Genomic DNA, 23,294 nt, shown 5'->3' on the forward strand with positions numbered 1-23,294 from the left:
GAACGATCCGCGATGACCACGATTGACACGCGCACGCAGTCCAGGCCGGCGCCCCAGGTGCTCGCCTGGGCGCGGAGCCTGGTGGAACCGGCGCTGCGCGAGGCCGTCGACCGGCTGCCGGAGTCGATGCGGCACATCTCCGGCTACCACTTCGGCTGGTGGGATCGCGACGGCAAGACCGACCGCGGCGACAGCGGGAAGGCCATCCGGCCGTCGCTGGTGCTGCTGGCGGCGGAGGCGATCGGTGGCGACCCGGTGACGGCCGTGCCGACGGCGGTCGCGGTGGAGCTGGTGCACAACTTCTCGCTGCTGCACGACGACGTGATGGACGGCGACCTGACCAGGCGCCACCGTCCGACGGCGTGGAGCGTGTTCGGCACCGGGCCCGCGATACTGGCAGGCGACGCGATGATGACGCTGGCGTTCGACGTGATCGCCGCCGGCGGGCATCCGACGGCGACCCGCACGATGCGGATGCTGAGCACCGCGGTGCTGCAACTGCTGGAAGGCCAGGCCGCCGACCTCGCGTTCGAGGATCGGGCGGACGTCGCGGTCAGCGAATGCGTGACGATGGCCGAAGGCAAGACCGGGGCGTTGCTCGGCGCGGCCTGTGCGCTGGGCGCGCTGGTCGGTGGCGGCAGTGACGAGCAGATCGACCACCTCGGCGGGTTCGGGCGGGATCTCGGGCTGGCGTTCCAGCATGTCGACGACCTGCTCGGCATCTGGGGCGACCCGGCGGTCACCGGGAAGCCGGTCTACTCGGATCTGCAGAACCGCAAGAAATCGCTGCCGGTGGTGGCCGCGCTCGGGGCTTCGGACGAGCTCAGTGCGTTGTACTACCGGGAAAAGCCGCTCACGGCCGAGGAGCTGGAGCGGGCGGCGGAGCTGGTCGACCGCGCGGGTGGCCGCGCGTGGAGCCAGTCGCAGGCGGACGAGCTGCTGGCGCGCGCGTTGTCCAGGCTGGCGTCGGCGCGGCCCGGGCCGCGGCCGTCGGCGGAGCTGGCCGTGCTGGCGAACATGGCGACACGACGTGACCACTGACGGGTTGCGGGTGCTGCTGGCAGGCCCGCGGTCGTTCTGTGCCGGGGTGGAGCGCGCGATCGACATCGTCGACCGCGCGCTCGCCCAGCGCGGCGGCCCGATCCATGTCCGCAAACAGATCGTCCACAACACCCATGTTGTGGCGGAGCTCGAAACGCGGGGTGCGGTCTTCGTCGACGAACTCGACGAGGTGCCGGACGGCGCGACGGTGGTCTTCTCCGCGCACGGCGTTTCACCCGCCGTGCGGGAGGAGGCCACTCTCCGGGGCCTGGACGTGATCGACGCGACCTGCCCGCTGGTGACCAAGGTCCACGCGGAAGCCCGCCGGTTCGCGGCGCGCGGCGACACCGTGCTGTTCATCGGGCACGCCGGTCACGAGGAAGTCGAAGGCACGCTCGGTGAAGCGCCTTCGTCGATGATACTGGTGGAAGACGCCGAAGACGCGGCTTCGGTCCAGGTCCCGGATCCTTCGCGGGTCTCGTACCTGATGCAGACGACGCTCTCGGTGGACGAAGCGTCCGAGGTGGTTTCCGTTCTGGAGGACCGTTTTCCTGCCATGCGGTCGCCCGGGTCGGACGACATCTGTTACGCCACCACGAATCGGCAGGAGGCGGTGAAGGCCGTCGCCGCCGAGTCGGACCTGCTGCTGGTGGTCGGCTCGGCGAACTCGTCGAACTCCGTGCGGCTGGTGGAGATCGCTGCGAAGTGCGGGGTTCCGGCCTATTTGATCGAGGACGCTTCGCTGATCCGGCCCGAGTGGCTCGAGGGCGTGCGGGTCGTCGGCCTGACCGCGGGCGCTTCCGCTCCCCCGCGCCTGGTCGACGAGGTCATCGCGGCCCTCGCGCCGGTCTCGGTCGAGGAACGCGTGGTGGCGCGCGAAACCATCCAGTTCACGCTCCCCCTGGCAGTTCGCGACTCGTAAGTTCAGGGGGTCGTGAGTGTTTAGACCGGTTAGAACCGGCCGTACCACTCACGACCCTTTTTCAGCGGCCCTGCAACGACTTCACGTTGTTGCCGAACGTCCAGTTCTTGGAGCCGTCCCAGTTGATCGACCAGTCCATCAGGCCCTTCAGGCTGGTGCCGAAGCTCTTCCATGCCTGCGACACCAGCGAGGTCGACATGTACCCGCCGCCGGCGCCGGGCTGCGCCGGCAAGCCGGGAACCTGCTTGTCGAACGGAACCTTGATCGTCGTGCCCTGGATGACGAGTCCCTTGTTGAGACAGTTCGTCTGCGCGACGAAGCCCTGAACGGTGCCCGCCTGGTACGAGTCGCCGGAGCAGCCGTACATACTGCCGTTGTAGTACTGCATGTTCAGCCACCACAGTTTGCCGTTGTCGGCATACTTCTTGACGATCGGCAGGTAGGCGCCCCAGATCGAGCCGTAGACCACGCTGCCGCCGGTGACGTACGCCGTCTCGGGCGCCATGGTCAGCCCGAAGTTCGACGGCATCCTCGACAGCACACCGTCGATGATGCGGATCAGGTTCGACTGCGACGGTGAGAGCGAGTTGATGTTGCCGGTGCCGACCAGCCCGGTCTCGATGTCGATGTCGATCCCGTCGAAGTTGTACTTCTTGAGGATCGGCACGATGGTCGCGACGAACTTGTCGGCCACCGCCGACGAACTGAGGTCGATCCCGGCCGCCGCGCCGCCGATGGACATCAGGATCGTCGCGCCCGCGTCCTTCGCCGCGCACATCTCGGTGGGCGTGGCGACCTTGACCGTCGCGTCCATGCCGTCCTCCCACAGCACGGTCCCGTCCGAACGGATGACCGGGAAGGCCGCGTTGATGACGTTGTACCCGTGCGCCGCGATCCGGCTGTCGGTGATGGGAATCCAGCCGAGTGGCGGATGCACGCCGTTGGACGCGCCGTCCCAGTTCTCCCAATACCCCTGCAGCACCTTGCCCGAAGGCCTCGACTTCACCGCGCAGACATCCGCCTGGACGGACGCGGTCGCCGGGTGCCCGGTCAGTCCGGCGGCGAGCAAAGCCGCCAGCGCGATACCGAGTAAGCGTGATTTCCGACTGAACATACCTGCTCCGATCCTGGAACAAAGGCGTCGTTTCGCCCAAGGTAGGCGCGGCCCAGTCCAGGAACAACCGACGTTCGGATGGTCTAGACCAAGTACTCATCTAGACCAATAAAGGGGTCGTGAGTGGTACGGCCGGTTCTAACCGGCCATACCACTCACGAGGCCGTCAAGCGCCGGGGCGGGTGAGGCCTGCCTTGGCCCCGCCTCGGGAGAGCACGACCTCGTCGGTGTCCTTCAGCGCCTGCTTGGCCCGGTCGTCGGACTTCGCGGTGGTCAGGTCGGTCAGACGCAGCGGCGGGCCGAGTCGCAGCAGGGTCGGGATGTACTCGGCCTTGTCGACGGCCCAGCCGTCCGCGCCCTTGCGGAAGGTGAAACGCGCCGCGATGCCCTCTTCGGTCGAGCCGCGGGGCTCGGAGTGGCGGGCGACGTGGTTGCCGAGGCCGTAGGCGACCCATTTGCCGCCGACCCGCTCGATGGGCTGGACCACGTGGGCGTGGTGGCCGATGATCAGCGAGATCGAGTCCTCGGCGAGCAGTTTCTTGGCCAGCTGACGCTGCTCGTCGGTGACTTCGTGCTGGTACTCGACGCCCCAGTGCAGACTGACCAGCACCACTTCCGCGCCCGCCGCGCGGGCGGCCTTGGCCGCGGCGATGACGCGGGCCGCGTCGATCTGGTTGGCGAGCCAGGGTTTGCCCTCGGGGACCTTGATGCCGTTGAAGCCGAAGGCGTAGGAGATCTGGGCGACCTTGACGCCGTGCACGTCCATGATGAGCGGCCTGCCTGCTTCGGCGGCCGAACGCGCGGAGCCGGTGTGCTTGATGCCGGACTCGTCGAGCTTGTCGAGGGTGCGCTTGATGCCGTCGGCGCCCTGGTCGAGGGTGTGATTGGACGCCGTCGAGCAGGTGTCGTAGCCGGTGTCCTTGAGCGCGTCGGCGACCTCCGGCGGTGCGCTGAAGGAGGGGTAGCCGCTGTACGGGCCGCCCTTTTCGGCGAGCGGGGTTTCGAGGTGACAGACCGCCAGGTCCGCTTTTTCGACCACCGGCTTCACGCCTGCGAAGAGCGGGCGGTAGTCGAACTCGCCGTCCTTCGCGTCCTCGCGAGCCTGGTCGGTCAGCGCAGGGTGGATGAGCACGTCACCGGTCGCCACCACCGAAAACGTGCTTTCGGGTGCCTTCGCGGCCGGCTGGGGTGCTGACGGCGGGGGCGCCGACGGCGTGGGAGTCGCGGAGCAAGCGCCCACGAGCGTCAGAGCGGCGAGCACGGTCAGGGGCTTCGCGAAATTCGACATTGCAGCCCATAGTGCCTTACGCAGCGTCGGCGCACCTAGGCCATCCGAGAACGCGATTAGGCCATTTGTGTTCACACGGTCGCTTTCCGTGAACAGCACTACGATCCAGGGATGACTGCCGGCCGACTGAATTCCTTGACCGATGTGCCCGGAATCCTGGTCGGGAACGCCACCCGGATCGGGGCCGGGGCGCTGACCGGCACCACCGTGATCGTGCCGCCGTCCGGCTCGGTCGCGGGCGTCGACATCCGCGGCGGGGCGCCGAGCACCCGCGAGACGGCCGCGCTCGATCCACGCAACGGCGCGCACTCCCCCGCCGCGTTCGTGCTCACCGGCGGCAGCTCGTACGGGCTGTCCGCCGCGCACGGCGTCTGCGACGCGCTGGGCGGCCTGGTGCCCGCGGCCGCGTTGTTCGACCTCGGCCGAGGTGGCGACTTTTATGCCCGCCCCGGCGTGGAGACCGGCGTCGAAGCACTGCGCGCGGCCGACGAATACGCGGTCGCGGAGGGAAATGTCGGCGCGGGCACCGGCGCGCTCACCGCCGAGATGAAAGGTGGCCTCGGCTCGGCCAGCACGGTGCTGCCGGACGGCACGGTCGTCGCCGCACTGCTCGCGATGAACGCCGTCGGCTCGACGTTCGGTCCCGACGGCCTGCCTTACGGCTTGCGGTTCAGCGAAATGAGCCGGGTACGCGACGGGAAGATCGTCGACTGGCAGGAATTCAGCCTGTCCACACCGGACAGTGACACCGTCCGGACCGCACGGGAGATACTGGAAAGGACCGTTCGCGCACGCACGACGCGCAAACCGATGAACACCGTCATCGGGATCGTCGCGACCGACGCGCTGCTCACCCCGATCGAGTGCCACCAGCTCGCCCGCCGCGCGCAAGACGGCCTGGCGCTGGGAATCCAGCCTTCACACTGCCTCGGCGACGGCGACACGATGTTCGCCGTGGCAACCGGGAAAGCGACCGTCGACGTCGAGCGGCTGCTCGAAGCGGCCAGTGTCGTCGTCGCGCGAGCGATCGTTCACGCGATACTGGCCGCCGATTCCGTTACCACCGACTGGGGACACATGGCGTCCTATCGCGAGCTCTACCTCTGATCCCACCCTGTGGAATCCGTTGCGGCGATCCGTGATCCACGATTACCTGGAGCGGTACCACACAGCACGGTGGAGTGGCCGAGAGGCGAGGCGAAGGTCTGCAAAACCTTTCACACGGGTTCGAATCCCGTCTCTACCTCGACAAAGTGAAGGCCTCGTCGGACGACGAGGCCTTCACTTTTCGCGTCAGCGCGGGAGTTCGCCCGCGAACGCGACCGTCTGCGGGCCGGAAACTCCAGGCTCACATGCGAAAACCTGACCCGCGTACGGCTCGTCGCGACCATGCGTCTGCGCGGTCGTGATGAACAACGTGCCACCGCCAGGTCCACCGAACGTGCAGCAGGTCGTGCGCGCGACAGGCACGTTCACGACCATGTCCACCTCACCCGACGGCGTATAGCGCCGGACCTGGCCGCCATCCCAGAACGCCACCCAGATACAGCCTTCGTCGTCGACGGTCAGGCCGTCCGGCACCGGCGGCGGGCCGTCGAGCTTGGTCACCTGGCGCGGGTTCGACGGGGTGCCGGTCGCGACGTCGTAGTCGTAGACCTCGAACGAGCAGATCGGGCTGTCGACGTAGTACATCAGCGTGCCGTCGGGGCTCCAGCCGATGCCGTTGGAAACGCCGATGCCGCTGCGGAACGAGGTCACCTTCCCGTCCAGGTCGACCCGGTACAGGCTGCCCGCGGCCGCCTCGCGCTCATGCGTGCTGCCCGCCCAGAACCGGCCCGCGGGGTCGCATTTCGCGTCGTTCATCCGCGTGCCCGGCACCGCGGAACCGACCTCGGCCAGCGCGGTCACCGTGCCGTCGCGGTCGATGGCGGTGAATCCCGGCCCGGCCGCGGCCAGCCAGCCGCCGCCCGCGCGCGGGACGACCGCGCCGACCGAGCGGCCGACCTTGATCGTCGTGGTATGCGTCAGCGCGCCCGCTTCGAAGGTGCCCAGGTGCAGTTCGCCCGCCGGGATGTCGATCCACGACAACTCCCCGCGCCCGGCGTCCCAGCCGGGGCCCTCACCCAGCGCACAGGCCGGTCCGCCCAGTAACTCCGCTGTCAGCTCTCGCATGCGCTCACCCTAGCGGTCTTGTCGACAATCGAACTCAAGTCAACAAGAACGCCCACGCCAGCAAACGCCCAGCAAACCGCACTCGCTTGTCCTTAAATACGACAATTGTCAACGCGCACGGTGACGATCGGTGACGATCGGTGCATGTCGATCGGTTAACTGGCAGGCAGCAGCCTCTTGACTCCGCTGCGAATACTGTTTTGTAATACGAGACACATGGCGTTCACCCGCCCGCAACACTCATCCCCGGTCCCATGGGAGCACTTGATGTCCACATACCCGCACAGGCTGCGTGCCTGGAGCGCTGTTGGTTGTTGTTTGATTGTCGGCGCGGTTCTCGCCGGCTGTTCCTCCGGCAAGGAGACCGCGGCCCCCGCGCAGAACGCGCCGAAGGACGGCAAGATCACGCTGTTCTACCTGCAGAAGCAGGGTGACCAGCAGTACTTCGTCGAGCAGGCGAAGGGTGCGCAGGACAAGGCCAAGGAGCTCGGGTTCGACCTCAAGGTGGTCAACCTCGGCCAGGACGCCAACAAGGCGATCAACGAACTCGACGCCGCGGTCGCGCAGGGCGCCAACGGCATCGCGATCGTGGTGCCGGACCAGGCCATCGGCCCGCAGGTGATCGACGCGGCGAAGGCCAAGGGCATCCCGCTGGTCGCCTCGGACGACGTGATCAAGGACAACACGGGCGCGAAGGCCCCGTTCGTCGGCTTCAACGGCTCCGCGATGGGCACCGAGGTGGGCAAGGAGGCCGCGAAGCTGTTCAAGGCAGCGGGCTGGGCACCGGCCGACACCAAGATCATCAGTGCCTACAAGCAGGACCTGACCGTCTGCTCCGACCGCGTCAAGGCCGCCAAGGAGGCCTTCGCCAAGGACGCGGGCGCCGACGTCTCGGTCGTCGAGGTCGGCACCGACAACACCCCGGTCGACGCGCAGAACCGGACCGGCGCGGTGATCGGCTCCAACCCCAACGTCAAGCACTGGGTCGTCTGGGGCTGCAACGACGAGAACGAGACCGGCGCGGTCACCGCGCTGGCGAACGCGGGCATCAAGGCGGCCGACACCATCGGCGTCGGCCTCGGCGCGTACCTGACCTGCAAGGACTGGGCGGCAGGCAAGGACACCGGCAACAAGGCCGCGCTGTTCATCTCCGGCGCCGAGGTCGGCAAGACCGCGGTCCAGGTCCTCTTCGACAAGGTCAAGAACTCGAAGGAACTCCCGGCGGAGACGATCGCGAAGACCCAGATCGTCAACAAGGACAACTTCAAGACCGCAGGCGTCAACTGCACCTGAGCCACCCGCCCGGCGCCGTCGCCCCGGCGGCGCCGGGCACCTTGTCCGCCGTGAACGACCCCAAGGAACCACCCATGTCCGCACCACCGCCTGTCGCGCTGCGCGCGGAGGGCATCAGCAAACGCTTCGCCGCGGTGGCGGCGCTCAGTGACGTCAGCCTCGACTTCCGGCCTGGCGAGGTGCTCGCGCTGATGGGCGAGAACGGCGCAGGCAAGTCGACGCTGCTGCGCGTGCTCTCCGGCGACCACGCCCCCACCGAAGGCCACCTCGAGATCAATGGCGAGCGGATCGCCTTCGACACCCCGCGTGCCGCGATGGCCGCCGGTGTCCGGGTGATCTACCAGGAACCCGAAATCATCCCGCACGTCTCGGTGGCGGAGAACGTCTTCGTCGGCGAACTGCCCGCGCGCGGGCGCGTGTTCAACCGCCGCGCGCTCGCGAAGGCGACCGAGGAAGCGTTGGAGCGCTACGGTTTCGCGGGCGTGCTCGACCCGGCGACGCTCGGCAGCAAGCTCTCGCCCGCGCAGCGGCAGCTGGTCGAAATCCTGCGCGTGCTGGTCGCCGTCACGCCCCCGAAGGTCATCGCCTTCGACGAACCGACCTCGTCGCTGTCCGAGCACGAGGTCGAAGCGCTGTTCCGGCTGATCCGCAGGCTGCGCGACGACGGCGTCGCGGTGGTCTACGTGTCGCACCGGATGAACGAGATCTTCCAGCTCGCCGACCGGATCGCGGTGCTGCGCGACGGCAGGCTGATCGGCGCGCGCGAAGCGTCCGCGACCGACGAGAACGAGCTGATCCGGATGATGATCGGCCGTGACCTCTCGGAACTCGTGCGCCGCTCGGGCACCGACGTCGGCGACGTGATGCTCAAGCTGACCAACGTGTCGACCGACGACGTCGAGGACATCTCCTTCGAGGTGCGCACCGGCGAGGTCGTCTGCCTGGCCGGGCTGGTCGGCGCCGGCCGTTCCGAGCTCGCGAAGGCGATCGTCGGCGACTTCCCCGTCCGCTCGGGCACCGTCGAGCTCGACGGGAAACCGTTGCGCGCCAGGAATCCAGGCGACGCGGTCAAAGCGGGCATCGGGTTCGCGCCCGAGGAGCGCAAGACCGACGCGCTGCTGATGCAACGGTCCGTCCGCGACAACGTCAGCATCGCCGTGCTGGACCGGATCCGCCGCTTCCGGGTGGTGAAACGGGCCAAGGAACGGGCGCTGGTCGACGAATACGTCCGCGAGCTGCGCGTGCGGACGCCGTCGATGGAGCAGGAGGTCCGCAAGCTCTCCGGCGGCAACCAGCAGAAGACCGTGCTCGCACGCTGGCTCGCGCGGCACCCGAAGCTGCTCATCCTCGACGAGCCGACGCGCGGTGTCGACGTCGGCGCCAAGGCCGAGATCTACCGGATCATCGACGGCCTCGCCCGCGACGGCATGGCACTGCTGGTCATCTCCTCCGACCTGCCCGAGGTGCTCGGGCTGGCCGACCGCATCGTGGTGATGCGCGGCGGCCGTGTCGCCGGCGAGATCGCCAGGTCGGAAGCCACCGAAGAAGCCGTACTCACCCTCGCCATCCCGGCCACCGAAGCAGAGGTGACCCCATGACCGCGCCCACCCGCCAGGAGAACCCCATGTCCGCCGAACCCGCCGAAGCCACGGCCAGGATCTCCCCGGTCCGCCGCGTGCTCACCGGCATGGGCGTGCAGAACAGCAGCCTGATCCTCACCCTGATCGCGCTGGTCGTGCTGCTGAGCTTCCTCAACGAGAACTTCCTGCGCACCAGCAACCTGCTGCTCATCGGCAGCGCGATCACCATCATGGGCCTGCTCTCGCTGGTGCAGACGCTGGTGATCATCCTCGGCGCGCTGGACATCTCGGTCGGCTCGATGGCCGGGCTCGCGTCGGTCGTCTCGGCGATGGTCTACACCTCGACCGGCAGCTCCGGCGCGGGCATCCTCGCCGCGGTCGTCATCGGGCTGCTCTGCGGCCTGGTCAACGGCATGATCATCATCTTCGGCCGGGTCAACCCGGTGGTCGCCACGCTCGGCACGCTCGCCACCTACAAGGGCATCGCGCAGGTCGTCTCCGACGGCAAGGCGCAGGGCTACACCGGCGCCGACGACCTGTTCATCTTCCTCGCCAAGGGCACGGTGCTCGGCCTGCCGACGCTGGTGTGGGTGTTCTTCATCGTCGCGGCGATCCTGCACTTCCTGCTGCGCTACACCGACATCGGCCGCAACATCTTCGCGATCGGCGGCAACGACACCGCCGCACGCCTGGCGGGCATCAACATCAACCGCTACATCATCGGCGTGTACGCGCTGGTCGGCATGGTCGCGGCGATCGCGGGCCTGCTGATCACCGCGCGGACCGGGTCCGGCCAGCCGACTTCGGGCTCGGAAGGCCTGGAGCTGCAGGCCGTCACCGCGGCCGCGCTGGGCGGCACGATGCTCAAGGGCGGCAAGGGCTCCATCGTCAGCACGGTGCTCGCGGTGTTCATCGTCGGCGTGCTCGACAACGGCATGTCCGGTCTCGGCATCAACCAGTTCTGGCAGAACGTCGCGCACGGCCTGCTGCTGGTCGCCGCGGTGGTGCTGCAGCAGCTGCGCAGCGGGGAACGCCGCGTCGGCCTGCCTGCGTGAGCATGCCGGCACCCAAGGACGGCGCGAGCAGGGCCGGTGGCCGGAACCTGCACGCCCGCATCGTCGACGAGCTGGGCAGGCTCATCGTCACCGGCGTGCTCGGCGACGGCCAGCCGCTCGTGCCCGAGGACATCGGGCGCCGGTTCGGCGCTTCCCGGACGGTGGTCCGGGAAGCGCTGCGGGTGCTCGAGTCCAAGGGCATGGTCGCCGCGCGGCCCCGCGTCGGCACCTGGACGCTGCCGCCGGACGACTGGGACGCGATCGATCCCGACGTGATCGCCTGGCGGATGCACGGACCGAATGGCGGCCATCAGCTCCGCGAACTGCTCGAACTGCGGCTCACGATCGAGCCGCAGGCGGCGCGGCTGGCCGCCCAGCACCGGCGGCCGGACGAACTGTCCAAAATGGCCGCCGCGTACGAGCGGATGGCCGACGCGGTGGACCGCGAGGACCACGAATCGTTCAAGACGGCCGATTGCGAGTTCCACGCGGCGCTCATCCGCGCTTCCGGCAACGCGCTCATCGCGCAATTGCAGGTTCCGGTGGTCGCCGCGCTGAACGCGCGCGGCGAGCTGCTCGACGCGCCCGGCGACCTGTCGGTTTCCACGCTGGTACTGCATTCGCGGGTGCTGACCATGGTGCTCGCGAAGAACGCGGACGGTGCTGAAACCGCTTCCCGGCGGTTGCTCGAGTCGATGGTTCCGACGCCGGATCTGGCTTGATATATCGGTTTTGGGCATCAAACTCACCGCTCAGCGGTCCATTGACACGCTAGGTGGTTCAGACCATAGTCGGATTCCGACCGCCGCCACGGAAAACGCACAGGAGACGGAAATGTCCGTTCGTATCCGCGCGCTCGCGTTAGCTCTCGCGGCCGCGTTGACCGGTGGCCTGGCCACCGCCGCCCCGGCGCAGGCCGGCCCGGTGCCCGCCGAGCTGTGCGACGTCGCACAGAAGATGGTCTCCGCCGGTGACTACTGGGTGAACAACGGCACGAACCTGGCGTCGAACGGCTGGGAGAACGCCACCTTCCACGTCGGCAACCTCGCGGTCGTGCGCACCACCGGGATGTCGAACCACAAGACACTGCCGTGGGCGAAGGCCAACAACTACCTGCTGCAGACCGACGCGAAGAACCCGTTCTTCCCCGACTTCGAGGCGGCGGGCGAGGCCTACCTCGACCTGTTCACCTACTTCCATCCGGATGCGCCGATCATCGCCGACCTGCGCAAGCGCGTCGCCGACGAGGTCGCGAGCGTGCAGAAGGGGCACACCAAGTACTGGAACTACGTCGACGCGCTGAACATGGCGATGCCGTCGTTCGCCAGGCTCGGCGTGCTGGACAACAGCCCCGCCACCCTCGACGCGATGCACACCCTGTTCCGCTACACGGAAAAGGGTGTCAACGGCCGCGGCCTGTTCAGCGAGTCGACCGGCCTGTGGTGGCGCGATGGCGGCTACATCGGCAGCAACACCTTCTGGTCGCGCGGCAACGGCTGGGCGATCTCGGCGCTGTCCAAGGTGCTGCAGGTGCTGCCCGCGAACGACCCGCGCCGCCCGGAGTACCTGCGGGTGTTCAAGAAGATGGCCGCCACGCTCAAGGCGGTACAGCGCTCTGACGGGTTCTGGAACTCGAGCCTGACCAACCCGTACCAGTACGGCGGTCCGGAGAGCAGCGGCACCGCGTTCTTCACCTATGGCATCGCGTACGGCATCAACGCCGGGATACTCGACGCCGCGACCTACAAGCCGGTCGTCGACAAGGGCTGGCAGGCGCTGACGACCAAGGCGCTGCAAGCCAACGGGCGGCTCGGGTACGTCCAGCCGGTCGGCGCCAAGCCCGGCCCGTCGAAGCCGGACGGCACCGCGGCGTACGGCGTCGGCGCGTTCCTCATCGCCGGTCAGCAGGTCGCGAAGCTGACGCCGGGGTGCGCACCGCCTGCGTAAGGTGGAGGCGTGACTCAGGCGCTGATCTTCGACTTCGACGGCTTGCTGGTCGACACCGAGACCGCGGTGCTGGCCAGCTGGCGGGAGACCTTCGCCGAGTTCGGCCTCGAGCTGCCGATGGACGTGTGGCACACGGTCATCGGCACGCACACCACCGCGCAGGTCATGTTCGACCTGCTGGAAGACCACGCGGGCCCGCTCGACCGGCTCGCGTACCGCGCCAAGTCACGGGCCCGGGTGCGCGCCATGCTCGAAACGGAGGGCACCCGGCCAGGGGTCGGGCGCTACCTCGACGACGCGGCGGCGCTCGGGCTCCGGCTCGGCGTCGCCTCGAGCTCGTCGGCCGAATGGGTCGAGGGGCATCTCGCCAGGCTCGGGCTGCGGGAGCGTTTCGACACCGTCGTCACCGGCGACCGCTTCCCCGCCAAGCCCCGGCCTGATCTCTATCTCGCGGCGCTGGCGGCGTTGCGCGCGGACGCCGCCGACGCGGTCGCGTTCGAGGACTCGCCCAATGGCGTGACCGCCGCCAAGGCCGCGGAGCTGCGCTGTGTCGCCGTTCCGAACCCGATCACCGAGACACTCGGGTTCGGCCACGCCGATCTGGTGCTGCCGTCGTTCACCGACAAGTCACTCGATGACGTGCTGCTGGCACTGAAAGAGTGAACTTCGGGCGCGGCGATGGAGAAGGATCTTGCCGCTCGGGAAACATCGGTCCATACACAGTGGAATCAGCAATCTCCTGTACCGGCGCCCCGAACTGTACGAAGTGGTCCATCACGGATCGGACCACGCGGTGCCCCGGATGGCCGAGAAGCTGTTCCACCGCCACCTCGGCGGATTCCCGGCGAGCATTCTCGACACCGGCTGCGGCACCGGGCGTGACCTGGAGTACCTCGCGAAGAACTGTGAGGACCGCGTCGGCGTCGACTATCAGGAGTCGATGATCGGGTACGCGCGCAAGCAGCGGCCGTCGATCGACTCCCGGACCGGCGACATGCGGACGCTGCGGCTGGACCGGACGTTCGCCGCGATCGTCAGTTTCGGCTACGCCATCGCGAACATCCACGAGAACGCCGAACTCGACCAGGTCATGGCGACCTACGCCGCGCACAGCGCGGCGGGCACGCTGCTCGTGCTGGAGGTCATCAACGCGACCAATCCGCTGCCCCTGCCTGCCGGATGACGTCTACTACGGCATCCAAACGGAACGCGCACGGCTGAATTTCGGGGTGTCCGGCCAGACCTTGGGCGGGCAGCCCGCCATGCTCACGGCGATCGCGCAGGTCAAGACGGCGGCAGCACTGGCCAATCCGGACATCGGCGTGCTGCGCGAACCGGTCGCGCTGGCCATCTGCCAGGCCGCCGACGAGATCGTCGCGGGCACGCTCGGACCGGAGCAGTTCCCGGTCGACGTGCTCAGCGCCGGCGGCGGTGTGTCGCCGAACATGAACGTCAACGAGGTGATCGCCAACCGCGCCAACGAGATCCTGTCCGGGTCGAGGGGGTACGAATTCGTCCACCCCAACAACCATGTCAACGCCGGGCAGTCCACTTCGGACGCCATGGCCACCGCGGTGAACGTCGCACTGCATCGGGACATCCTGCGCCTGCGCGACGCCGTCGAGCACATGGCCGACGTGCTCGAGGAGAAGATCGCCGAGCATCGCGACACGGTCAAGCTGTCGCGTACCTGTTTTCAGGACGCGGTTCCGGTGACGTTCGGCCAAGCGTTCGGCGCCTATCTCGCCGTCGCCCGGCGTGGGGTGAGCCGGCTGAGCGATGGGCGGAACGGTCGTCGGGACCGGGCTGGGCGTCGGCGCTGGTTACGTCGAGCGGATCTACCCTCGGCTGCGGGAGACGACCGGGCTGCCGTTGCGGCGGCACGCGAACTTCTTCGACGCGTTCCAGAACGGCGACGTGTTCCAGTACGTGTCGGCGATCTTCAAGGCGCTGGCGTGTGGCCTGGTGAAGATGGCCAAGGACCTGCGGATCCTCGCCAGCGGCAACCGGGCGGGCCTGGGCGAGATCCGGCTCCCCGCGGTGCAGGCGGGGTCGAGCTTCATGCCGGGCAAGGTCAACCCGGTGATGGCGGAATTGGTCGTCCAGGTCGGTTTTCAGGTCTGTGGCAACGATTCCGTGGTCACCATGGCCGTCGAAGGCGCGGAACTGGACTTCAACGCGTGGACCGCGGTCATCGTCAAGAACCTCTTCGAGTCGGCCAAGCTGCTGACGAACACGATGCCGTTGTTCGCGGAGAAGTGCCTGCGTGGCATTGAGGTCGACACCGCGCACAACCGCCGCACCGCCGAAAGCTCACTCGGGCTGTCCACGGTGGTCGGCGGCGTCTACGGCTACGACGCGGGCGCCCGTGCCGCGCACCACGCGGCCGACCACGACACTTCCATCAAGGAAGCCGTGATCGAACTGGGCATCGCGCCACGGACAACGGCGTTGGTGCAGGGCATCCCGCACGCGGCCCGGCTGGCGATCTTCCACACGACCGGCGCGGTCGCGCGCGCCGACGACGTGATCTCGGCCCAGGAGTCGCAGGCCTTGGCGGTGGTCGCGGACGCCTTGGGCCTGGACGCGCCGCCGGAGGGTCGCCCCGACGGGATGCCGTCGGACGTCGGCGCGCTCCGCGCCGAGGACCGGGAGTTGGTCTACGCGTGCACGGCCTGGCTCGCCGGCGCGGACTCGGTCACCGACGCGGCCGAAACGGCACTGCTCGGCCGCCTGTCCGCGGCGCTGGAGCTCGACGAGCCTCGTGAGTGGTATGGCCGGTTCTAACCGGCCATACCACTCACGAGCCCTTTCATGGCAAGGCGACGACCGCGTCGACCTCGATCTCGAGTGACGGGTAGGCGAACCCGGCGACCTCGATCAGCGTGGCGGCCGCTGGGCGTGCCTGGTCGCCCAGTACCTCGGTGCGGATCTCGCGCAGCCGGGGAAGCTTGCTCGCGTCGGTGAGATACCAGCCGAACTTGACCACGTCGGACCAGGTCGCGCCGAGCCCGGTGAGCACCCGGCCGAGGTTCTCCAGCGCCAGCCGGGTCTGCGCGTCGAACCCTTCGGCGGCCTTGCCCTCGGCGTCGACGCCGATCTGCCCGGTGACGAACGCGAGCCGTCCGGTGGTCGTCACCGCGTACGCGAGGCCGGGAGTCACGGCGAGGTCGGGGACTTCGGTCAAACGGTCGGTGATGGGCACGACGGTCTCCTCATGCTTTGGGGGCCTTCAGACTTTAAGACAGTCAGTGGCCTCACCCAGCCGAAGTCGGGGATCTTCAGCAAGAAACGTGCGAGCCGGGCCCGGTCCGGAATGCCGGGTCTCGAACCGGACGGTCACCCGGCCCTGACCGGCGCCCTGCACCCACCCGGTGCCGAACTCCGCGTGGACGACATCGTCGCCCGCGCGCCACTCCGAACGTGCGGTGACCGGAGCGGACACGACCGGCGCGAGGGTTTCCTGCACCGGCGCGGGCACGGCGACGGTGAACAACGGATCCTGGTGCGGCTCGGAAAGCCCGCTGAACCCGACACCGGCGAGCCGTACGCCGCCGAACTCGGCCGGGTCGATGAGCAGCCGCTCGGCCATCGCGGTCAGCTGATCGACGTCATCGGTCGGGAAGGTGGTCGTCTCCGACCGGGTCACCGTGCTCATGTCGGTGTGCCGCAGCTTGATCACGACCGTCCGCGCGACCCGCCCCGACCGGACGAGCCTGGCGTGCGCGCCCTGCGCGATCCGGCGGATTTCCGCGCGCAGCCTCGGCAGGTCGATGATGTCGACGTCGAACGTCGTTTCGGCGCTGACCTGCTTGGCCTCCCCGCGCTCGGCGACCGGCCGCTCGTCGATACCCGACGCGAGCAGCCGCAGGTCCCGCCCGACGCTGCCGAAGAGCGCCTTGGCCTCCTTTTCGGACAGCGCGGCGAGCTGCCCCAGCGTGAGGATGTCCATCCGCTTCAGTTTCGCCTCGGCGACCGGCCCGATCCCCCACATCGCGCGCACCGGCAGGTCGGCGAGGAACTCGCGCTCGGTGCCATGCGGCACCACGAGCAGCCCGTCCGGCTTCGCCCGGTCCGACCCGATCTTCGCGACCTGCTTACCCGCGCCCGCGCCGACCGACGCGGTCAGCCCGGTCTCGGTGCGGATGCGGCTCCTGAGCTTCTCCACGAAGACACGGACCTGCTCGGCCGTCGCCCCCACGAGTTCGGGCGGCTCGGCGAAGGTCTCGTCGAGCGAGATCCGTTCCAGCACCGGCGCGTACTCGCCGACGATGCCGAACACCTCACGGCTGAGCTGCTCATACAGCTTGAACCGCGGCGGCAGTATCACCCCGCCGGCAGGCAGCAGCCTGCGCGCCTGCGACATCGGCATCGCCGAGTGCACGCCATGCGGCCTCGCCTGATAGCTGGCCCCGGCGACCACCCCGCGCGGCCCGGTGCCCCCGACCACCACCGGCCTGGTGGCCAGCGTCGGCCGGGTGAGCTGCTCGGCCGCGGCGAAGAAGGCGTCGAGGTCCAGGTGCACGACCCATCGACTCACAGTGCCATCGTGGCACAGGGGTCCGACAAAACCCCGAAGCCGCATTGGGGGCCTGCCAGGTCCCCAATGCGGCTTTCGGCACCTGGCACGTCCCGAACGACGCATTGGGATTTTTTGCCGTCTTCGGGGATGCGGCGCGTGGCTAGGTTCGGCGGATGATCAGTAGGTGCGCGGCCTGTGGTGGCACAGACCTCGAGAGTGGATTCATGAACGACAGCGGCGAGGGCTCGGTCGGGCATGTGTTCTGGGTCGCCGGCGCGCTGGTGTTCGGCCGGTTCACGGGGCGCGCGAAGACGGCGCACCTGCGTAAGCACTTCGTCGAGACGCTGCGCTGCCGCCGGTGCGACTTCCTCAACAACTACGCGCGCGGCCAGAAGTAGCTAGGCCGCCAATGTGATGGCGGTGACCAGCAATCCCTCGGCTGCCAGCCAGTTTCCCCGCAGGACCGGGCCGGACGGGATCAGCAGGCGCGCCGTGAACTCGCCGGCGCGGTCGGCGGTGATCAGGGCGTCTTCGAACTCGAGGCGGGTGCCCGTCAGCGGATACCAGGTCTTGTAGACGGACTCCTTCATGCTGAACAGCAGGCGATCCCAGCGCACCGACGGGTCGGCCATGAGCGACCGCCGGATCCACGCCTGCTCCTCCGGCAGCGCGATCGAAGCCAGCACGCCCTCCGGCAACGGCCCGTTCGGTTCGGCGTCGAGGCCGAGTGCGGCGACCTCAGCTGTCCGAGCCAAGGCGACGGCGCGATAGCCGGCGCAGTGCGTGATGCTGCCGACGATCGACGCGGGCCAGCGCGGCGCGCCGTGCAGGCCGGGCAGGACCGGGGCCGCGGGGACGCCGAGTTCGGCGAAGGCCTGGCGGGCGCACCAGCGGGCCGTGGTGAACTCGCGGCGACGCTTGTCGACCGACTTTTCGATCAGGAGCGCCTCTTCCGGGAAGAGTTCGACGTCGGCCGGGTCGTCGAAGGTCTCGCACCAGACCACCGGGGACGGCAGCAGCTTGCCCAGCATCATGCGCGCTCCTCCGGAAGGATGACCCGCGGATCCGTGCCGGGGTGCCACGAACGGCGCCACTCGCGCGGATAACCGACCGAGACCTCTTCGAACCGCACGCCGTCGTGCCAGCTCGTGCGCGGGATGTGCAGGTGGCCGTACACCGCGATCTGGCAGCGGAATCGCTTGTGCCAGTCCGCGGTGCGGGTGGTTCCACACCATTGGGCGAATTCGGGGAAGTGCAGGATGTCCGTCGGGTCGCGCAGCAGCGGGTAGTGGTTGACGAGGATCGTGCCCAGCTCCGGATCGCAGGCGGCGAGCCGCGCTTCGGTCTCCTCGAGCCGTGCGTGACACCAGGCCTCGCGCGTCGGGTACGGATCCGGGTGGAGGAAGAACTCGTCCGTGCAGACGACGCCCTTCTCCTCGGCCTGCGCGAGCGCCTGCGCCTTGGTCCTCGCTGTCGGCGTGCGCCAGCTGTAGTCATAGAGAAGGAACAGCGGCGCGATGAGCAGCGGACCGCCAGGGCCTTCCCATGTTTGATAAGGGTCCTCCGGCGTCAGCACGCCCAGGTTCTTGCAGATGTCCACCAGGTGCCGATACCGCTCCTCGCCACGCAACTGGACCGCGTCCTGCTTCGGCGTCCACAGCTCGTGGTTGCCGGGCACCCAGATGACGCGCGCGAAGTTGCGGCTCAGCGTCTCCAGCGCCCAGGTGATCTCTTCGACGATCTCGCCGACGTCGCCCGCGACGATCAGCCAGTCCTCGTCGGTCTTCGGCCGGATCCGTTCGACGATCGCGCGGTTGTCCTCGTACGCGACGTGCAGATCACTGATGGCCAGCAGGTTCCGCCGCACCATCGGTCACCTCCCAGAGGGTCGTCCTGATGGTGTCCAGCACGGCCTCGGTGTGGAAGTCGAGGTAGAAATGCCCGCCGTAGAACACCTTCAGCTCGAAGTCCGACTCGGTGTGCTCGCCCCACACCCCCGCCTCGTTCAAGGTGACCTGTGGGTCGTCGTCCCCGGTCAGCGCGACGATCGGGCAGTGCAGGCGCGGGCCGGGCTGATATCGGTACGTCTCGGCGGCCTTGTAGTCGGCACGCACCGCGGGCAGGATCATCCGCAGGATCTCGTCGTCGAGCATGGCCGCGGTCGCACCGCTCATGGCCTTGAGGCTGGCGATGATGGCGTCGTCGTCGGCCTGCCACACGTTCTCGTCGCGGAACGTCGACGGCGCGCGCCGCCCCGAGGCGAACAGCACCACCGGCGTGACGCCCGCCTTCTCCAGCCGGATGGCCACCTCGAACGCGATCGTCGCGCCCAGGCTGTGCCCGAACAACGCGATCGGCCGGTCGGTGCGCTCCAGCAACTCGGGCGTGATGGCGTCGGCGAGGTCGCCGACGTCGTCGAGGCACGGCTCCGCGCGGCGGTCCTGCCTGCCGGGGTACTGGACGCCCAGCACCTCGACGGACGGGGTCAGTGCCGCCGACAGCCCGTAGTAATAGGTGGCCGCCCCGCCCGCGTGCGGGAAGCAGACCAGCCGGGTGTGCGGATCGGGCGCGCCGTGGAAGTTCCGGATCCAGGCGCTGTTTTCGCTGCTCATGCTGCGCACTCCAGCCAGGAGATGGGGAGAAGGAAGACCCTTTTCATTCAAGCGACGGCCCGGCCGGTACCGCCAGAGGATCAGACCCCTAAACGAGCGTCCGCACCCGCGCTTCGACCCCTACCCGGTCCGGCCTACCCCTCAATACGTGTGTATTACACAGCCGTCATAGACAACAGTTCTACACAGTTGTATGGTTCTTGGCATGACTACTGCAGAAGCCAAGGCCGGACGCAAGGAGTGGATCGGGCTCGCCGTGCTGATCCTGCCTGTGCTCCTGGTCGCCATGGACATCACCGTTCTCTACTTCGCCGTCCCCTCGATCTCCGCCGACCTCAAGCCGAGCGGCACCCAGCAGCTGTGGATGATGGACGTCTACGGCTTCGTGCTGGCAGGCCTGCTCATCACGATGGGCGGCCTCGGAGACCGGATCGGCCGCCGCAGGCTCCTCATCATCGGCACGGTGCTCTTCGGAGCCGCCTCCGTCGCCTGCGCCTTCTCCACGAGCCCCGAAATGCTGATCGCCTCCCGCGCACTGCAGGGCATCGGCGGCGCGACCCTCATGCCCTCCACACTGGGCCTGATCCGCAACATGTTCCACGACCCCAAGCAGCGCCGTAAGGCCGTCGCGGTCTGGTCCGTCGGCCTGTCCGCCGGTGCCGGTCTCGGCCCGGTCGTCTCCGGCCTGATGCTGAGCAGCTTCCACTGGGGCTCGATCTTCCTCGTCAACATCCCGATCATGGTCCTGCTGCTGGTGCTCGCCCCGGTCCTGATCCCCGAGTACCGCTCCCCCAACCTGGGCAAGTTCGACCTGCTGGGCGGCGCGCTGTCGCTGACCGCGGTGCTGGCCATCATCTGGGGCCTCAAGGAAATCGCCGTCCACCACACCTTCGCCGTCCCCGGCGCCGTCATCGCCGCAGGCCTGATCCTGGGCACCCTGTTCATCCGCCGCCAGGTCACCAGCTCCGACCCGATGATCGACCTGACCCTGTTCAAGTCCCGCGGCTTCGGCCCGTCCATCACCTGCAACCTGGTCTGCTTCTTCGGGATGATCGGCTTCGGCATCTTCTCCACCCAGTACCTCATGGAGGTGCTGCGGATGAAGCCGCTGGAGGCCGCGCTCTGGACGCTGGCCGCCCCGGTCGTCGTCAGCTTCGTCGCCCCGATCGCCGCGATCGTGGCCCAGAAGACCCGCCCCGCCTACATCATCGCCGCCGGCTTCACCGTCGCCGCCCTCGGTTTCCTGCTCATCACCCAGGTCACCACCGAGCACAACATCCCGCTCGTCATCACCGCGATCGTGCTCAGCGGTGTCGGCATCGCCGTGGTCCTCTCGATCGTCACCGACATGGTCGTGGCGACCGCTCCGGCCGAGCGTGCCGGTGGTGTCTCGGCGCTGCTGCAGACCGCCCAGGAACTCGGTGGCGCGCTGGGCATCGCGGTGCTCGGCTCGATCGGCGCCGGCTTCTTCGGCCCCGCCATGGACAAGACGATCCCCGCCGGTCTGCCGGAAGGCACGCTGGAGGCGGCCCGCCAGACCCTCGGTGGCGCCCACGACGTCGCGCTGAAGCTGCCGCAGGCACAGGGCGACAACCTGTTCCGCGTCGCACAGGAAGCCTTCGTCACGGCCATGCACCCGGCCGCGATCACCGCCGCCGTCGTGGTCTTCGCCGCCGCCATCGCCGCCCTGATCTTCCTGCGCCACATCAAGAACACCCCCGAGGTCAGCGCCGAAGACGCCTACTCGGTCGAGAACACCACGGAGACCAGGGACCTGGTCACCGCATAAGCCGGGCCGTACGGGGCGGGCGACCTAGTAGTCGACCCCCAGGCCCGCCCCGTACGACCCACCCGGAGCTTCGGCCACCGCGGGAACACCCTGCGGTGGCCGAAGTTCGTTCACACCACGTTTTCCTTCCCCTCAAAGGAGAATCACGATGCCAGTCCGACCGGTTCCAGGAGTGAAGGTCACGGTCTCACAGAATGGCAGACTGCAGCTCTTCTCGACGCTGACCGAGAAGCGCTTCGAATGCAACGGGGTCGGCACCGCGATCTGGATCGCACTGCGCCAGCACGACGGCAAGACCGGCGCCGCCGCCACCATGCTCGCCAACCTGTGGCGGACCGATCCCGCCAACACACTGGCGGACATCGAGATGTGGGTCGACGAGCTCACCGACGCCGGTCTGCTGCACAACGCGTCGTGACCCGCTACCCGGGAGCCAGCTCCCGCACCCGCCGCAGCAACAGCCGCCGGGTCTCCGCCGGACCCAGCGCCCGCTCGCGGCAGCTCTTGAAGGCACGCAGGCATTCCCGGGTCTCGTTCACCTCATCGAGGTAGACCCCGCCGCCGAACACCGTCGACTGGTGGACCACATCGTCCACGCCGGGGCAGAAGCGGAACACCGACAGCGCGCCACCCAGCAGCGGATGCACCCCGAGCGACAGCGGCACGATCCGCACGGTGATCCACGGCTTCCCGTCGATCACCCCCAGCACGTGCAGCAGCTGCCTCCGCAGCACGGCAGGCCCGCCGACCGGCCGCAGCAGCGCGGACTCCCCGATCAGGAAACTGATCCGGTTCTCCAGTTCCAGCACCCGCTGCCGATCCAGCCGGAACGTGATCCTGGCTTCCATCTCCGCCTCCATCGGCGCGTTGGTGCGGTAGATCGAGTCCGCCACCAGCGCCCTGATGTAGTCCGGGATCTGCAGCAGTCCCGGGATCAGCTGATCCGCGAAGCAGTAGATCTCGCTCGCGTCCTCTTCCAGATCCCCGAGCCTGCGGAACGTGCCGGACAGGATGTCCGAATAGGTCTTCCTCGGCTGCCGCTTCCTCGCCTCCTCCCCGAGCGCGAGCATCTCGTCCCGCTTGTCACCGCGCACCTTGAGAAAGTCCAGCAAGGCGTTGAGCTCCAAGGCTTTGAGCGTCCGCTCGCCCCGCTCGACCTTGCTGATCTGACTCGCGTCGCACTCGATGACCTCGGCCATCTCCCGCTGCTGCCGCTTCGCCTCGATCCGCAGCCGCCGCAGCTCCGACCCGAGCTGACGCCGTCCAATGGGCCTTCGCATCATGTCGGCCTCCCTCCCTGATTCACCCGATCGCGACCTCGCCAGGTGGCCTAGGCCACTATATATTGAGTGCAGGATATCAAAGCGCTCCACGGCGGCTTTCGAGTCCACAAAGGATCGATCTACAAAGGATTTTGGTTGAGGGGCAAGCGAAAGGAGGTAGAGCAATGGTATTGGCAAATCCAGCCGCAGGCTCGGTGAGCGCATGAACGGGGCTCATGTCACCCTGAGCGTTTCAAACGGGGCGTTTGTGTCGTGCCGACAGCACCACGCCGCTGATCCTGGTCAACTTTGCTTGTATGCAAGCGAAAGGAGGAATCTGGGCGTTGAGTGACCAGATTCCTCCTCTCGCTTGCATACAACGGCGGTCGCGGGGCGACCAAGCAGGACTGCGCGAGGACGGGGCGCGTGGGGTTGGCGGCGTGGGCGCATGGGTCGGGGTGACTAGGGCGCCACACCGCCGATCCCGGCCAACTTTCGTTGGTATACAAGCGAAACCCGAGTTCGGGCCATTGGATGGCCAGAAATCGGGGTTCGCGTGTATACGATCCGCCCCAGCGCTCGGGCAACCGGCACCCGACCCTCCAGGCGAGTGGGACCGCGGGGCGACCAAGTAGGACTGCGCGAGTGGAAGCTTTGCTGCGTCTAACGCAGCAGAGGTTCCACTCGCTCGCGGAAT

Annotated in this window: 22 protein-coding genes, 1 tRNA gene and 1 pseudogene; 15 read left to right on the top strand and 9 right to left on the bottom strand. The window is 68.2% G+C overall.

Features of this window, described 5'->3' with window-relative positions:
* Nucleotides 1-12: 12 nt before the first annotated feature.
* Together ACFV15_RS08155 and ispH are read left to right on the top strand one after the other, a co-directional pair.
* The gene (locus ACFV15_RS08155) at nucleotides 13-1,041 is read left to right on the top strand and encodes a family 2 encapsulin nanocompartment cargo protein polyprenyl transferase (RefSeq protein ID WP_378349483.1); all 1,029 of its coding nucleotides are present in this window, start codon (nucleotides 13-15) and stop codon (nucleotides 1,039-1,041) included.
* The gene (ispH, locus tag ACFV15_RS08160; RefSeq protein ID WP_378349484.1) at nucleotides 1,031-1,963 is read left to right on the top strand and encodes a 4-hydroxy-3-methylbut-2-enyl diphosphate reductase; all 933 of its coding nucleotides are present in this window, start codon (nucleotides 1,031-1,033) and stop codon (nucleotides 1,961-1,963) included. Before ACFV15_RS08155 ends, ispH begins: the two co-directional genes overlap by 11 nt.
* A gap of 61 nt (nucleotides 1,964-2,024) precedes the next feature.
* Here the strand turns inward: ispH and ACFV15_RS08165 are convergent, their stop codons facing one another.
* Both ACFV15_RS08165 and ACFV15_RS08170 read right to left on the bottom strand, forming a co-directional pair.
* Complete coding sequence (locus ACFV15_RS08165; protein ID WP_378349485.1) at nucleotides 2,025-3,077, bottom strand: chitinase; 1,053 nt, start codon at nucleotides 3,075-3,077, stop codon at nucleotides 2,025-2,027.
* 166 nt (nucleotides 3,078-3,243) lie between these two features.
* Nucleotides 3,244-4,365 (bottom strand): CapA family protein, encoded by a 1,122-nt coding sequence (locus tag ACFV15_RS08170; protein WP_378349486.1) that lies wholly within the window; start codon nucleotides 4,363-4,365, stop codon nucleotides 3,244-3,246.
* A gap of 111 nt (nucleotides 4,366-4,476) precedes the next feature.
* On the opposite strand from ACFV15_RS08170, the gene ACFV15_RS08175 reads away from it, so the two are divergent.
* Both ACFV15_RS08175 and ACFV15_RS08180 read left to right on the top strand, forming a co-directional pair.
* A complete protein-coding gene (locus ACFV15_RS08175; RefSeq protein ID WP_378349487.1) occupies nucleotides 4,477-5,472 on the top strand; it encodes a P1 family peptidase in 996 nt (331 codons plus the stop codon).
* Nucleotides 5,473-5,540: 68 nt separating this feature from the next.
* Nucleotides 5,541-5,611: transfer RNA gene (locus ACFV15_RS08180), tRNA-Cys, on the top strand.
* A gap of 47 nt (nucleotides 5,612-5,658) precedes the next feature.
* On the opposite strand, the gene ACFV15_RS08185 is transcribed toward ACFV15_RS08180, so the two are convergent.
* Nucleotides 5,659-6,537 carry an SMP-30/gluconolactonase/LRE family protein gene (locus tag ACFV15_RS08185; RefSeq protein ID WP_378349488.1) on the bottom strand — a complete coding sequence of 293 codons (879 nt, stop codon included), beginning with the start codon at nucleotides 6,535-6,537 and terminating at the stop codon, nucleotides 5,659-5,661.
* Between the two features lie 318 nt (nucleotides 6,538-6,855).
* On the opposite strand from ACFV15_RS08185, the gene ACFV15_RS08190 reads away from it, so the two are divergent.
* From ACFV15_RS08190 to ACFV15_RS08225, 8 genes and pseudogenes are all read left to right on the top strand, one after another.
* Entirely contained in the window at nucleotides 6,856-7,830 is a 975-nt protein-coding gene (locus tag ACFV15_RS08190; protein WP_378349489.1) for a substrate-binding domain-containing protein, read from the top strand.
* Between the two features lie 74 nt (nucleotides 7,831-7,904).
* The gene (locus tag ACFV15_RS08195) at nucleotides 7,905-9,428 is read left to right on the top strand and encodes a sugar ABC transporter ATP-binding protein (protein WP_378349490.1); all 1,524 of its coding nucleotides are present in this window, start codon (nucleotides 7,905-7,907) and stop codon (nucleotides 9,426-9,428) included.
* A complete protein-coding gene (locus tag ACFV15_RS08200; RefSeq protein WP_378349491.1) occupies nucleotides 9,425-10,465 on the top strand; it encodes an ABC transporter permease in 1,041 nt (346 codons plus the stop codon). The genes ACFV15_RS08195 and ACFV15_RS08200 overlap by 4 nt, the downstream gene beginning before the upstream one ends.
* Before the next feature lie 2 nt (nucleotides 10,466-10,467).
* A complete protein-coding gene (locus tag ACFV15_RS08205) occupies nucleotides 10,468-11,187 on the top strand; it encodes a FadR/GntR family transcriptional regulator (protein ID WP_378349514.1) in 720 nt (239 codons plus the stop codon).
* 112 nt (nucleotides 11,188-11,299) lie between these two features.
* A complete protein-coding gene (locus tag ACFV15_RS08210) occupies nucleotides 11,300-12,412 on the top strand; it encodes a glycoside hydrolase family 88 protein (RefSeq protein ID WP_378349492.1) in 1,113 nt (370 codons plus the stop codon).
* A gap of 9 nt (nucleotides 12,413-12,421) precedes the next feature.
* Nucleotides 12,422-13,075 (top strand): HAD family hydrolase, encoded by a 654-nt coding sequence (locus tag ACFV15_RS08215; RefSeq protein ID WP_378349493.1) that lies wholly within the window; start codon nucleotides 12,422-12,424, stop codon nucleotides 13,073-13,075.
* 139 nt (nucleotides 13,076-13,214) lie between these two features.
* Entirely contained in the window at nucleotides 13,215-13,595 is a 381-nt protein-coding gene (locus ACFV15_RS08220) for a class I SAM-dependent methyltransferase (RefSeq protein WP_378349494.1), read from the top strand.
* A 46-nt stretch (nucleotides 13,596-13,641) separates the two neighbouring features.
* Nucleotides 13,642-15,199 (top strand): annotated as a pseudogene (locus ACFV15_RS08225) (lyase family protein).
* 25 nt (nucleotides 15,200-15,224) lie between these two features.
* Here ACFV15_RS08225 and ACFV15_RS08230 read toward each other — a convergent pair.
* On the bottom strand, nucleotides 15,225-15,617 hold the full coding sequence (locus ACFV15_RS08230) for a RidA family protein (RefSeq protein WP_378349495.1): 393 nt from the start codon (nucleotides 15,615-15,617) through the stop codon (nucleotides 15,225-15,227).
* Between the two features lie 27 nt (nucleotides 15,618-15,644).
* Nucleotides 15,645-16,952: a DNA polymerase IV gene (locus tag ACFV15_RS08235; protein WP_378349496.1), complete on the bottom strand. Its 1,308-nt coding sequence runs from the start codon at nucleotides 16,950-16,952 to the stop codon at nucleotides 15,645-15,647.
* Nucleotides 16,953-17,158: 206 nt separating this feature from the next.
* On the opposite strand from ACFV15_RS08235, the gene ACFV15_RS08240 reads away from it, so the two are divergent.
* Nucleotides 17,159-17,332, top strand: coding sequence for a hypothetical protein (locus tag ACFV15_RS08240; RefSeq protein WP_378349497.1), 174 nt, complete (start codon nucleotides 17,159-17,161; stop codon nucleotides 17,330-17,332).
* Here the strand turns inward: ACFV15_RS08240 and ACFV15_RS08245 are convergent, their stop codons facing one another.
* Genes ACFV15_RS08245 through ACFV15_RS08255 form a run of 3 tightly spaced genes read right to left on the bottom strand, consistent with a single transcriptional unit; the run spans nucleotide 17,333 to nucleotide 19,546 of the window.
* Nucleotides 17,333-17,968: a 4'-phosphopantetheinyl transferase gene (locus ACFV15_RS08245; RefSeq protein WP_378349498.1), complete on the bottom strand. Its 636-nt coding sequence runs from the start codon at nucleotides 17,966-17,968 to the stop codon at nucleotides 17,333-17,335.
* Nucleotides 17,965-18,804: a metallophosphoesterase family protein gene (locus ACFV15_RS08250; RefSeq protein WP_378349499.1), complete on the bottom strand. Its 840-nt coding sequence runs from the start codon at nucleotides 18,802-18,804 to the stop codon at nucleotides 17,965-17,967. The genes ACFV15_RS08245 and ACFV15_RS08250 overlap by 4 nt, the downstream gene beginning before the upstream one ends.
* Nucleotides 18,773-19,546 (bottom strand): thioesterase II family protein, encoded by a 774-nt coding sequence (locus ACFV15_RS08255; RefSeq protein ID WP_378349500.1) that lies wholly within the window; start codon nucleotides 19,544-19,546, stop codon nucleotides 18,773-18,775. The genes ACFV15_RS08250 and ACFV15_RS08255 overlap by 32 nt, the downstream gene beginning before the upstream one ends.
* A 205-nt stretch (nucleotides 19,547-19,751) precedes the next feature.
* On the opposite strand from ACFV15_RS08255, the gene ACFV15_RS08260 reads away from it, so the two are divergent.
* Both ACFV15_RS08260 and ACFV15_RS08265 read left to right on the top strand, forming a co-directional pair.
* Complete coding sequence (locus ACFV15_RS08260; RefSeq protein WP_378349501.1) at nucleotides 19,752-21,335, top strand: MFS transporter; 1,584 nt, start codon at nucleotides 19,752-19,754, stop codon at nucleotides 21,333-21,335.
* Nucleotides 21,336-21,483: 148 nt separating this feature from the next.
* On the top strand, nucleotides 21,484-21,753 hold the full coding sequence (locus tag ACFV15_RS08265) for a PqqD family peptide modification chaperone (RefSeq protein ID WP_378349502.1): 270 nt from the start codon (nucleotides 21,484-21,486) through the stop codon (nucleotides 21,751-21,753).
* A gap of 4 nt (nucleotides 21,754-21,757) precedes the next feature.
* On the opposite strand, the gene ACFV15_RS08270 is transcribed toward ACFV15_RS08265, so the two are convergent.
* Entirely contained in the window at nucleotides 21,758-22,618 is an 861-nt protein-coding gene (locus tag ACFV15_RS08270; RefSeq protein ID WP_378349503.1) for a helix-turn-helix domain-containing protein, read from the bottom strand.
* Nucleotides 22,619-23,294: the final 676 nt, after the last annotated feature.

It is taken from the genome of Amycolatopsis sp. NPDC059657 (genome assembly GCF_042734395.1).
Lineage (GTDB): Bacteria > Actinomycetota > Actinomycetes > Mycobacteriales > Pseudonocardiaceae > Amycolatopsis.

Excerpts from the sequence above, each read along its gene's own strand:
- ACFV15_RS08210 (WP_378349492.1), top strand. The coding sequence starts at position 11,300 with ATGTCCGTTCGTATCCGCGCGCTCGCGTTAGCTCTCGCGGCCGCGTTG.
- ACFV15_RS08205 (WP_378349514.1), top strand. The coding sequence starts at position 10,468 with ATGCCGGCACCCAAGGACGGCGCGAGCAGGGCCGGTGGCCGGAACCTG.
- ACFV15_RS08165 (WP_378349485.1), bottom strand. The coding sequence starts at position 3,077 with ATGTTCAGTCGGAAATCACGCTTACTCGGTATCGCGCTGGCGGCTTTG.
- ACFV15_RS08195 (WP_378349490.1), top strand. The coding sequence starts at position 7,905 with ATGTCCGCACCACCGCCTGTCGCGCTGCGCGCGGAGGGCATCAGCAAA.
- ACFV15_RS08265 (WP_378349502.1), top strand. The coding sequence starts at position 21,484 with ATGCCAGTCCGACCGGTTCCAGGAGTGAAGGTCACGGTCTCACAGAAT.
- ACFV15_RS08255 (WP_378349500.1), bottom strand. The coding sequence starts at position 19,546 with ATGAGCAGCGAAAACAGCGCCTGGATCCGGAACTTCCACGGCGCGCCC.
- ACFV15_RS08175 (WP_378349487.1), top strand. The coding sequence starts at position 4,477 with ATGACTGCCGGCCGACTGAATTCCTTGACCGATGTGCCCGGAATCCTG.
- ACFV15_RS08200 (WP_378349491.1), top strand. The coding sequence starts at position 9,425 with ATGACCGCGCCCACCCGCCAGGAGAACCCCATGTCCGCCGAACCCGCC.
- ACFV15_RS08170 (WP_378349486.1), bottom strand. The coding sequence starts at position 4,365 with ATGTCGAATTTCGCGAAGCCCCTGACCGTGCTCGCCGCTCTGACGCTC.
- ACFV15_RS08240 (WP_378349497.1), top strand. The coding sequence starts at position 17,159 with ATGAACGACAGCGGCGAGGGCTCGGTCGGGCATGTGTTCTGGGTCGCC.
- ACFV15_RS08220 (WP_378349494.1), top strand. The coding sequence starts at position 13,215 with ATGGCCGAGAAGCTGTTCCACCGCCACCTCGGCGGATTCCCGGCGAGC.
- ACFV15_RS08250 (WP_378349499.1), bottom strand. The coding sequence starts at position 18,804 with ATGGTGCGGCGGAACCTGCTGGCCATCAGTGATCTGCACGTCGCGTAC.
- ACFV15_RS08185 (WP_378349488.1), bottom strand. The coding sequence starts at position 6,537 with ATGCGAGAGCTGACAGCGGAGTTACTGGGCGGACCGGCCTGTGCGCTG.
- ACFV15_RS08155 (WP_378349483.1), top strand. The coding sequence starts at position 13 with ATGACCACGATTGACACGCGCACGCAGTCCAGGCCGGCGCCCCAGGTG.
- ACFV15_RS08245 (WP_378349498.1), bottom strand. The coding sequence starts at position 17,968 with ATGATGCTGGGCAAGCTGCTGCCGTCCCCGGTGGTCTGGTGCGAGACC.
- ACFV15_RS08270 (WP_378349503.1), bottom strand. The coding sequence starts at position 22,618 with ATGATGCGAAGGCCCATTGGACGGCGTCAGCTCGGGTCGGAGCTGCGG.
- ACFV15_RS08260 (WP_378349501.1), top strand. The coding sequence starts at position 19,752 with ATGACTACTGCAGAAGCCAAGGCCGGACGCAAGGAGTGGATCGGGCTC.